The organism is Acinetobacter sp., assembly GCF_050285345.1.
Taxonomy (GTDB): Bacteria; Pseudomonadota; Gammaproteobacteria; order Pseudomonadales; family Moraxellaceae; genus Acinetobacter.
On record NZ_JBLZXR010000027.1, the window covers coordinates 25039 to 35615 of the forward strand.

At 39.2% G+C, this 10577-nt stretch carries 12 protein-coding genes and 1 other RNA gene; 5 read left to right on the plus strand and 8 right to left on the minus strand.

What is annotated here, in order from left to right; translation table 11 throughout:
- Positions 1 to 91 precede the first annotated feature (91 nt).
- The 5 genes from ACN6OV_RS02520 to ACN6OV_RS02540 all read right to left on the minus strand — a co-directional run bounded on the left by ACN6OV_RS02520 (position 92) and on the right by ACN6OV_RS02540 (position 4954).
- On the minus strand, positions 92 to 1981 hold the full coding sequence (locus tag ACN6OV_RS02520) for an ATP-binding protein (protein WP_427949375.1): 1890 nt from the start codon (positions 1979 to 1981) through the stop codon (positions 92 to 94).
- Positions 1981 to 2661, minus strand: a complete 681-nt coding sequence (locus ACN6OV_RS02525; RefSeq protein ID WP_427949377.1) for a LuxR C-terminal-related transcriptional regulator — start codon at positions 2659 to 2661, stop codon at positions 1981 to 1983. Before ACN6OV_RS02525 ends, ACN6OV_RS02520 begins: the two co-directional genes overlap by 1 nt.
- Before the next feature lie 221 nt (positions 2662 to 2882).
- The gene (locus ACN6OV_RS02530; RefSeq protein ID WP_427949379.1) at positions 2883 to 3668 is read right to left on the minus strand and encodes a glutathione S-transferase N-terminal domain-containing protein; all 786 of its coding nucleotides are present in this window, start codon (positions 3666 to 3668) and stop codon (positions 2883 to 2885) included.
- A 97-nt stretch (positions 3669 to 3765) separates the two neighbouring features.
- The gene (gene rraA, locus ACN6OV_RS02535) at positions 3766 to 4278 is read right to left on the minus strand and encodes a ribonuclease E activity regulator RraA (protein ID WP_427949381.1); all 513 of its coding nucleotides are present in this window, start codon (positions 4276 to 4278) and stop codon (positions 3766 to 3768) included.
- A 10-nt stretch (positions 4279 to 4288) separates the two neighbouring features.
- Positions 4289 to 4954, minus strand: coding sequence for an NAD(P)H-binding protein (locus tag ACN6OV_RS02540; RefSeq protein WP_427949383.1), 666 nt, complete (start codon positions 4952 to 4954; stop codon positions 4289 to 4291).
- Positions 4955 to 5169: 215 nt separating this feature from the next.
- Here ACN6OV_RS02540 and rpsT point away from each other — a divergent pair, with 215 nt between their 5' ends.
- Positions 5170 to 5436, plus strand: coding sequence for a 30S ribosomal protein S20 (rpsT, locus tag ACN6OV_RS02545; RefSeq protein ID WP_067762534.1), 267 nt, complete (start codon positions 5170 to 5172; stop codon positions 5434 to 5436).
- Positions 5437 to 5656: 220 nt separating this feature from the next.
- Here the strand turns inward: rpsT and ACN6OV_RS02550 are convergent, their stop codons facing one another.
- Positions 5657 to 6403 carry a histidine phosphatase family protein gene (locus tag ACN6OV_RS02550; RefSeq protein ID WP_427949385.1) on the minus strand — a complete coding sequence of 249 codons (747 nt, stop codon included), beginning with the start codon at positions 6401 to 6403 and terminating at the stop codon, positions 5657 to 5659.
- Between the two features lie 76 nt (positions 6404 to 6479).
- Complete coding sequence (locus ACN6OV_RS02555) at positions 6480 to 7325, minus strand: 3'(2'),5'-bisphosphate nucleotidase CysQ family protein (RefSeq protein WP_427949387.1); 846 nt, start codon at positions 7323 to 7325, stop codon at positions 6480 to 6482.
- Positions 7326 to 7338: 13 nt separating this feature from the next.
- On the opposite strand from ACN6OV_RS02555, the gene ACN6OV_RS02560 reads away from it, so the two are divergent.
- The 4 genes from ACN6OV_RS02560 to ACN6OV_RS02575 all read left to right on the plus strand — a co-directional run bounded on the left by ACN6OV_RS02560 (position 7339) and on the right by ACN6OV_RS02575 (position 10361).
- Positions 7339 to 8040 carry an HAD-IA family hydrolase gene (locus ACN6OV_RS02560; RefSeq protein ID WP_427949389.1) on the plus strand — a complete coding sequence of 234 codons (702 nt, stop codon included), beginning with the start codon at positions 7339 to 7341 and terminating at the stop codon, positions 8038 to 8040.
- Positions 8033 to 8473: an RNA-binding S4 domain-containing protein gene (locus ACN6OV_RS02565; protein WP_427949390.1), complete on the plus strand. Its 441-nt coding sequence runs from the start codon at positions 8033 to 8035 to the stop codon at positions 8471 to 8473. Before ACN6OV_RS02560 ends, ACN6OV_RS02565 begins: the two co-directional genes overlap by 8 nt.
- Positions 8474 to 8618: 145 nt before the next feature.
- Positions 8619 to 9662 carry a recombinase RecA gene (recA, locus tag ACN6OV_RS02570; protein WP_427949391.1) on the plus strand — a complete coding sequence of 348 codons (1044 nt, stop codon included), beginning with the start codon at positions 8619 to 8621 and terminating at the stop codon, positions 9660 to 9662.
- A gap of 78 nt (positions 9663 to 9740) precedes the next feature.
- Complete coding sequence (locus ACN6OV_RS02575) at positions 9741 to 10361, plus strand: regulatory protein RecX (RefSeq protein WP_427949393.1); 621 nt, start codon at positions 9741 to 9743, stop codon at positions 10359 to 10361.
- A gap of 109 nt (positions 10362 to 10470) precedes the next feature.
- Here the strand turns inward: ACN6OV_RS02575 and ffs are convergent.
- Positions 10471 to 10567, minus strand: an RNA gene (ffs, locus tag ACN6OV_RS02580) — signal recognition particle sRNA small type.
- Positions 10568 to 10577 lie beyond the last annotated feature (10 nt).

The window sequence follows — 10577 nt, forward strand, 5'->3', positions numbered from 1 at the left end:
CTAAGGCCTCATTTCTTTTTTTACTTAACATTTGAAATTCGATTTAATTGATCTTTTAAATTGATCGACATTACGCAATTTAATTTTTTGATTACGCTGCTTTTAAATGAAGCTCAACCTGAATAACTGTCGAACCCGGTCGTGAATGAATCGTAAGCTTCCCACCAATACGCTCAATCCGCATTTTCATACTGCGCATCCCAATGCTCATCCCATTTAAAGATACACTATCCGCATCAAATCCTACGCCATTATCTTCGATCGTTAGAACAAATAAATCATTTTCAAAATGACACATCGATACTTTTACTTGGCTGGCCTGACTATGTTTAACAATATTGGTTAAGCTCTCTTCGATCACGCGTATTAAGGTTAAACATTGCAAGGCGGTCGGTTTCACTCTCCATTCTGACGGAAAAACCCATTTTGCATTCATTTCAACGTCATCCATTAACTGACTGAAACGATGCCGAACAGGTGCAATCCACAGTAAAGGAGAATCTGGGACTTTACTATCTAAGGACGAACCGCTATCAATAATTTGTCTTAAATCATCACGAAGCAACTTCAACATCGATAAAAACTGAGTATTCGGAATAGTTTTTTCACTCTGATCCACTAAAATCATCGAACGCACAATAGAGGCACCTAAACCATCGTGTAAGTCATGTGATAATTTAATGCGCTCTTGTAGACGAACATTACTTAATTCCAGCTGATGCTTATCATTCATACTACTGCTCAGTTCATTACTAACTTTTTGCACTTCATATGCCAGTTCATCATTAAATTTTTCAACCCTCTGAATATTTCGATTCAGTCGTGCTCCCAAGATCACCACAATAAACAAGGTAATAATTGGTGAAGTATAGGGTGACACGGGATTAATGCCTGATGTAGGAAAAAAGCTCAACACTACGAGATCAACTAAAACAAAAATAATAATCCCTGACATACAGAGACTGAGTAAAATATATTCTTTGCGAGCTTCGATATAACTGACATAACACAGATAAAGATACGTACAAAAAAAGATAAAACAGTACAATAAAAAAATCAGCGAGGATGCATCGGCATTTTTCTCAAAGGGCAAAATACACACAATGCCGATTAACGTTGCTGTCAAAGCAGAATAAGCCAATTCAATACGTGGAAATTTCTTGCCAATAAAACGCAATATATAAATACAGAAGCACTGAAAATATAGCATTGCAAAAATTAAGTTGGCTTTGGCTGCAAAAATTGAATTTGGAAATGGAAATGTCTCTGTGGTAAGCACATTGCTTAAGAATAAAATCCACAATACAGTAGAAAGTGCAAACCACCCAAAACTGGTGTCGCTTCGTCGCATCATCCAAATAACAAAGCAAATTATGCCCAATGTGCCAGAAAGAAGCAGGTTGAGCTGAAAAACGTTCCTTCTAGCCCAAGTGACTTGTTCAGTTTGTTCGATAATAACCATCACATTATTAAAATTGATTGGCCCTATACCCGCATTCAGGCTGCTATAGCCTGTGACATAAATCAATATTTCATTATGGTCTTGTTTAATACCGCTAATTGGTAAAATCCAGTAACGTGCAACATTCCAATTTTTGGATAAAGGCTCTTCAAGATTCTTATTGGTCCACAATAAATCACCATTCAGAAAGACTGAGCCGGCATTCACAATATGATCAACATAAAACGCGATCGGTTCGGCAAGACGTGCATGATCTTTACAATGCCAGGACCAATCTAATTTATACCAAGCTCCACCTTGATATCCTTGCCAATTGGAGTCATCTTTCCAACGATCAGGTATTTTAGTTGCAGTCCACCCACTTTGAGGAAGTTCACGACTCGAAGGCGTTTTTACTTTATAAATCTGATTCAAAGTCACATGACATTGATCATTGATGGGAAAAGTTTGGGTAGCATTGGTTATGCTTCCCCACACAAGACTGAGGATAAATAATAAAAAGTATCCCCATTTCTGCATTATAAGATTCCCATTGATCTTGCCGTGCTCACTGCTTTTGTACGTTTAGTAACGGCGAGTTTTCGGTAAATATGTTTAATATGACTTTCCACAGTATAGCGCGATACAAAGAGCTGTTCAGCAATCTCTCGATTACTTAAACCTTGCGCAACCAAATCCAGAATTTCTCTTTCACGACTTGTGAGTATGCTTTGTTCTGGCCCCTCAGCAGCCGTTTGCTCCTGTGCTGGTTCTTCGGCTTCAGAAATTTGCTTTAAAATTTCACGAGCAATAAACGGATCAATCGGTGCTCCCCCACGCAAAATACTACGAATGGACAATAGGACTTCGGCATCATCACGTTCTTTTAGCACATAGCCTGTAGCACCTGCCTTAATGGCTGAAAATAAGCTCTCCTGCGTACTCCATGCTGAGACCACTAAAATCATGGTATTACTTTCGAGTGAGCGAATTTTCTCAATAACTTGAATCCCACTACCATCAGGTAAACCTAAGTCGACCAAAGCCAAAGATATCGGTTGGGTATCCACAACCTGAATGGATTCACATACATTATTGGTGAAAATTAATTCATCAGGCTTATATCCAAGTTCAGTTAGAATTTTAAGTAGACGTTGCTGAATGATCCCTTCATCTTCAACAACAAGTACAGGAACAGGCAATATTACTTCTTGTGTCATGGCTTATTCCTTTAAAAGTGAAATGTCTTCTACATTACCGAGGTTTATTGTTACAGAGTATCCCTATAATTAAGTAAATTTCTTATTTTTAAAGACTTATTTTAAATTTAATAGACTTTTTGATTTTATTCAATCTTTTAAAATTTTGCTATTTCACGCTAAAGTGAAGTACTTTCACCAACACAGTAAAAGTACTTATTTTTTCTTTTTAAGTCATATACCTAAGATTTACGCACATATTGCTGCTTAAGATACTGCACAATTTTTTCTGACTCAAATAACACAACACCCGTATTTGGATCTTTTAGATAAGGAACTTGAATATTATCCCCCATAATTTCCAACACCTTTTCACGCTTGCCACCTTTTAATGGAACATATTTTCCAGGTTTTAAACGCAGTGCAGCCAAGCCCTGATCTTGCCATCGCTCTTTAGCGACATTATGAAATTTATAAGCCAATTCCATTTCCGACAATGCACTACGGACAATACGGGTATAAGGACTGGCTTCAAATCCCCATAATTCCAGTAATTGCTGTGGGGTATCGCGATGAATCACTTTTCGATCAACCCAAACACCTTGTGCACCATTAATCAGTGTTCCGACATAAGCCATGTAGGGAATTTTCGGATAGCTTGAATATTTTTTCGGTGTCTTTCCTGTTTTACCATAATGCTTAAAAAGGTGATGAATAATTTGCTGCGACTCATAAAGTCGATCCCCAGTATTGTCATCCACTAAAAATGGAAATTGTTGTTTTCCACCTATTTTTTGCACATCTAGACGATATTTTTTTGCACCCTTTGGACAGGGATACACCTCATAATCCAAATTCAGCGTCGTCAGCACTTCGCGTACACGACGGCAATACGGTGAACCTTCAAATTCATACAGTTTTAAAGCTTTCTCAGGCTGAAATGGAAATGCAGTGCCATTGGTCCCGCGCCCACCTTCTGCAACGCCTGACAGCAGTGCCTGAGCAACTTTTATTTGATGTAATAACATAGGATGTCCTTTTTTATTCTAGTTGATTTTTTTGAGTACATCAGCCCAGCAAACTAAGCTGATGTAAATTAAATAAATGATTGAGTATTGTTGTATTTTACAGAGCGACCAGCGACTCTTTCGCTACAACAATGCCATTATTGTCTGCGTAAATATAGTCACCTGATTGAATCGTTACACCACCAAAACTTAATTGAATGTCCGTTTCGCCCACACCTTTACGATTGCTCTTTTGCGGAATCGCGGCAAGTGCATGCACACCTAAATCCAGTTCAGCAATTGCATCTACATCACGTACACAACCATAAATAACTACACCATTCCAATGATGCTTAACTGCAGATTCTGCAATCATATCGCCCATTAAAGCGCAGCGCATCGACGCACCACCATCAACAACCAGTACTTTACCTGTTCCATCAGTTGCCAATAATTCTTTGACACGAGAATTATCTTCAAAACACTTCACAGTCACGACCTGACCACCGAAACTTTTGCGTGCTCCATAGCTTTGAAAGAATTTACCGTCGAGTGATGGAGTCACCACTTGGAAGTCTTTGTCTGGATGATCATCAAGTAAATCACAAGTGACGAATGGAACTGTAGACACGGTTGAGCCCTCATTTAGTTTTTAGTATGCGTAAATTATCATAAATCTCAAATTTTTCAGTTTGAGTTTGCGCTGCCTCGACCATAGTATGAGCCACTTGTTCGGCTGTCACTGGCTTAAACTTAAAACTATCGGGCACGAAATGCGAAACACGTTTATAGAGTTTTTGTGTCGCTTCTTCGACAGGACGTGATTCCGCCCGATCACCTAATAATAATGAAGGTCTTAAAATAGAGGCTTTACCTAGCTTTAAGCTTTTTAAATAATATTCTAATTCGCCTTTTACTCGATTATAAAAAAACAGCGAGTTGGGCTGTGCACCTAACGCACTCACGATCAAAAAGTGCGTTTCACTATGTTCGACCAATACCGCTAAATGCGCATTAATCGTAAAATCAATATGGTAAAAGTTTTCTTTAGAGCCAGCTTTTTTGATTGTAGAGCCTAAACAACTAAATACATGACTATAATCTTTTACATCATCCACAGTGAGTGTTAAAAAATCACTGGTGACCAATTGTTGTACTTTTTCTAAATTATTCAGCTCGGAGTCGCGCTGTCTAACCACCGCCGTAATATTCTTACATTCCTGATTTAAACTGAGTTGACGAACCAGTTCCCGCCCCACTAAACCAGTCGCTCCAATAACAATCGCATTTTCAATACATTTAGTCATTTTTCATACAATCTCAATCACTTTAGACTAATCTAACGTTTTCTTTGAAATTTTTCTGCATCTAAAATGTTGTCAAAGCATGTCAAGACTTGACTTAAGCACTTACTTTAATCACAATATGGCACTTGTTTACGGGCTGGTGATAGTTCTTCTGATGTTGGTTTTCAGATGGAATTTCAGCCCGCCCAGACCAATCAATTTCAAGGAGTGCACGAGTGGCAAACTCTGCTCAAGCAAAAAAACGTGCTCGTCAAAACGTTAAAGCACGTCAACACAACGCAAGCTTACGTTCTATGGTACGTACTTATCTTAAACGCACAGTAGCTGCTATTGCTGCTGGTGATTACGCTGTCGCTTCAGAAGCTTACAAAAAAGCTGTACCTGTAATCGACCGTATGGCTGATAAAGGCATCATCCATAAAAACAAAGCTGCTCGTCATAAGAGCCGTTTAAACGCACAAGTTAAAGCTTTGGCTAACTAATTTGTTGCAATGAAAAAAGCCCTTCTTAAGGGCTTTTTTTGTACCTAAAATTTATTTTGCTGTTTAAATCATATTTATAAAAATATTTATCATGATTTTATTAAATAGAACTTTCTGACCAGAAATGCTCACATTTAAATTATTCTTTTTATCAATCCACAAAAAAAAGACATCCTATAAATAGAATGTCCTTAAATAAATAAAATATGTCTAGAATGTATTAAATTTCGTTCGTATAAGCTTGCTGAAAATCTCGAATATTCAGCTCATTCAACTCACCACGCCAAATCCATTTTAGTTTTGATTCCAAAAAGACATCTCCCTCAAACCACACAAATAGCCCTTCCATCATTTTGGGCCAATCTTCACGTGTCACGATATTTTTACCAGAAATAATCGCCAAAATTGCTGCAATAATCGTGTCGTGGCTCACAGCGAGACTCAAGCCATAATCATTGGTCGGATGCGTGTTATAAATCAGTTCAAGCACATCTACCACGCCATGTATCGGCTGTTTCATTCCCGGCAATGCATTATTGACAAAACTATTGATAAAGCCTAAAGCGCCTTGTTTTTGAAAAAATGGCCCAGCTTTTTTAATGTCTAAAACAAAACTTCCCGGCTCAACCAATAAGCCTTGCTCGACAATCTCAATATGGTGTGTATTCGGCTCGATCGTAACATGATCTGCACCTTGTATCATCAAAGCGGCTGTATCAACACAACGCTGAATAGGACTGGAAATACAGTGCTGAATGACGCGATCTGTATTTTCAACCAAATATCCCCCCCAAGCTTGAGCCAAATCACGACCTTGCTCTGTTAACTGTAAATCGTAGCCTGCCAAGCCTTGTCCTTGCACAACTTCGCGTATGGAATGACGGGTAAACAAAGTTACCGGCGTATCCTCATCGGGCAATAAATCAATTGCCTTTAGCATACTGGGTGGGAGCAAATCTAAGGCCATAATCTACAATTCTTAATTACGAGAGAAAATATCTGGGTTTCAACCCACTATAGCATGATCAAGTCACAGCTCAAGTTCAGTGATTCATCTGTTTCAACGCCTTTAAGGCTAAATTTTTCATTGCAGCATTTTTATAAGCAATAAAACGACCATTTAATAAAGTTTCTCGTTGATTATAAATAAATGGACGTCCTTTAAAATCCACCAAACCACCACCAATCCGCTCAATGAGACATTGACCTGCACTGGTATCCCACTCACAAGTTGGATGAAAACGTGGATAAATATCGACTTTATCTTCCAGCATCATGCAGAATTTATAGGCACTCCCCGCATAATAGGTGCTGTATTCACATAAATTTGCTAAAGCATCTAAATACGTTCCATATTCAGGTTTATTACGTGCGCTTTGACTCAAACCTACTTGTACAGGCACTTCAGAATCTACAGAAGCATATTCATACCAAGTCATAGTTTGCATATCATATTTCAAAGGCTGCCCTTCTAAGGGGCAAATATAAGCACTGTATTCTCCCGGAATCGCCAAAATTGCAAACGTGGTTTTTGAACCATCGACCAAACTCAAGTTGATGGTAAATTCAGGGCGTTTATGTAGAAACTCTTTGGTGCCATCTAGAGGATCGAGCAACCAAAATTTCTGCCACTGCATTCGTTCTGACTTTACCCCTTCTTCTGAAAGCAAAGGCAAGTTTGATACTTGTGAAAGCACCTGTGTAATATAATGATTCGCCCGATAATCTGCCTGAGTCACAGGTGAGTCATCACTTTTATGCTCAACACCAAAATCTGCCCCTGAGCAATAACGTTGATATTCTTCTCGCAAAATTTCGCATGCCTGTGTCACAATGGGCAAAAGCTGCAAAATCATTGGGTCTTGCGGTGCTGTTGTTGTTTTAAACATAGAATACCTTTATATGCCAAATTACTCAGAAAAGCCGACGATCATTTTTGATATGGACGGTACTTTACTCGATCTTGCTTATGATGATTTCATCTGGAATGAATTACTACCTATCCGTTATGCTGAGCAGCATAACTGCACGCTTGAACAAAGCACGCAAACACTATTTCATTTTTACCAACAACATAATCATACCTTAAAATGGTACTCAACTCGCTTTTGGACCTCACAAGTTGGCGTTGATGTACTAGCTCTGCAAGTTGAACATAAACATAAAGTTGCTAAACGCGAAGGCTGTATCGAGCTACTCAGCTATTTAAAAGACAATGGTTATCCAATCTGGCTGGCAACCAATGCAGATTATGCAGGCCTACAGTTCAAACTCGAAGAAACCGGTCTACGCGACTATTTTGACGTAATCGTTAGTTCTGAAACGCTTGGACATGCCAAAGAATTTATTGAGTTCTGGCAAGCTTTACAGCAAGAATATGCTTTCGATCCTGCTCATTGTTACTTCATCGATGACACTGAAAAAGTCCTAAATGGCGCTCAACAATTTGGTATTGAACAACTGTATTCCATCCAACAACCATCATCCGGTAAAGCACCACGTGAAACTTGTAATTTTCCAATGTTATCCTCATTAATAGACTTAATCCCTATTTTAGAACGTAATGATTTAGCGATGAGTGAGGAACAGAAAAAATATGCGTAAATCAAATCTAGCCGAAGATGCGGTTGGTATGCGTATTGATAAATGGCTTTGGGCTGCACGTTTTTTTAAAACCCGCTCTATCGCCAAAAATGCCATTGAGGGAGGTAAAGTCCATCACAATGGCGAACGTGTCAAAGTATCTCGAGAAGTTCGTGTCGGGATGGAACTGACCATTGCACAAGGTATTGAGAAAAAAACCGTAGTAGTCAAAGCACTTTCAGATGTACGTGGTCCTGCCCCCGTCGCACAGCAACTTTACGACGAAACGGAAGTCAGTATTGCAAAACGGGAATTGCTCGCATCCCAAAGAAAGTTGCATAATCTAGCTCGACCAGATCATCGACCAAGTAAAAAAGATCGTCGAGATATTGGTAAGTTTAAAAGAGAAAATGATCAACAGTTTGACCAGCAATGGTCTTATAATGATGATTAAGTTAAAGCGTCACAACCTGTCGCATGGGTTGTGATTTTCATAGAACAAAAGGATGAATTCTGTCACTATACCCTCGTGGAACAGATTTAAACTGAATACATCCACTTGAGTATATTGTTTCGTGACATCGTATTGAGGTTGTAAGATGGATGATAATAAAAGCAAGGCGTTAAATGCGGCCTTAAGCCAAATTGAAAAACAATTTGGTAAAAACACCGTTATGCGTCTTGGTGATAACACCGTACAAGCTGTTGAAGCAGTGTCTACGGGTTCACTCACACTAGATATCGCATTGGGTATTGGCGGCTTACCAAAAGGACGTATCGTCGAGATTTATGGTCCTGAATCTTCAGGTAAGACCACGATGACTTTGCAAGCAATTGCACAATGTCAAAAAGCAGGTGGTACCTGTGCCTTTATCGATGCCGAGCATGCTTTAGATCCTCAATACGCACGTAAATTGGGTGTAGATATCGATAATCTACTTGTTTCACAACCCGATCATGGTGAACAAGCACTTGAAATTGCTGACATGTTAGTACGTTCTGGTGCAATCGACCTAATCGTAGTCGACTCTGTGGCTGCACTTACCCCTCGCGCCGAAATTGAAGGCGAGATGGGCGACTCTCATATGGGCTTACAAGCACGTTTGATGAGCCAAGCACTGCGTAAAATGACCGGTAACGCAAAACGCTCTAACTGTATGGTGATCTTCATTAACCAGATTCGTATGAAAATTGGTGTAATGTTTGGTAGCCCAGAAACCACTACTGGTGGTAACGCACTTAAATTCTATGCATCTGTACGTTTAGACATCCGCCGAATTGGTCAAGTCAAAGAAGGCGATGAAATTATTGGTTCAGAAACCCGCGTAAAAGTGGTGAAGAACAAAATGGCGCCTCCTTTCAAAGAAGCGCTGTTCCAAATTTTGTACGGTAAAGGCGTGAACCAACTCGGAGAATTAATCGATTTAGCTGTAGCACAAGAATTGGTACAAAAAGCCGGTGCTTGGTATTCTTATCAAGGCAATAAAATTGGCCAAGGTAAAAATAACGTGATTCGTCATTTAGAAGAAAACCCTGAAATTGCGCAGGAACTTGATCGCTTAATTCGCGAAAAGTTACTTACACCAGTAACACTACCTGCCGATGAAAAAAATGAAGAAGAACCTGACTTTTTAGATGCTTAATCAGCTTTCCATAAAAAGTTAATAAACGCCCTACGGGGCGTTTTGTTTTGCACTCTAGATTGGTATTAAAATAGCGTTATGACTAAAGACCACTTCCCACTCCTGCTTGACTATGAAGCACTCAAACAACAGTTTGCTGAAACTGAAGATCAAGCTACAAATACACCTGCCTATACACAAAGTAGCAATGCGCAGGCCTTGCATTTTGATGCCAATGGCAAAGACATCAATATCGAGAAAAAACCGGGGCTCACAGGCACACGTCTACGCTCGGACGCCTTTGCCGTACTGACCCGTAAAGAATACTCAAAAGCAGATCTAATCGAAAAATTAGCGCTTTACGCTGAACATCGCGATGAAGTCATCGCCCTTGTTGAAGAGCTTGCTCGAGAAAATTATCAAAGTGATCAACGCGTCGCAGAAATGATGCTTTCGAGTCAGAAACGCAAAGGTAAAGGTCCAAATCGTATTAAACTCGCCTTAAAAAATAAGAAAATTAATAGTGAACTAATCCAAGACGAGCTCAAAGAAACCGACTGGGTCGCTGAAGCTTACAGCCTAAAAGTGAAAAAATTCGGTAAAACCGTTGAACGTGATCCAAAATTAAAAGCCAAACAAATCCGTTTTTTACAATATCGTGGTTTTGATTTGGATACGATTTTTAAAGTGATTACACGTAAAGATTTTGATGATGAATAAATTAAATGATTGGATAAAATCAGCGTATAAAATTTAATTGAGATCAAAAAAAATTACTGAGATTTTAAATAAGAGGAAAATCAATATTATTATAAGAAACTGGTGGCAACCCTACCAGCAAGCCTTCGGCACATCATAGTTCTACTACCGTTGCTACCTTCCGGTCCTGGCGGGGTTCGTAGAGTACAATTGCGAAGTAACCGGCAGGGCTACCAT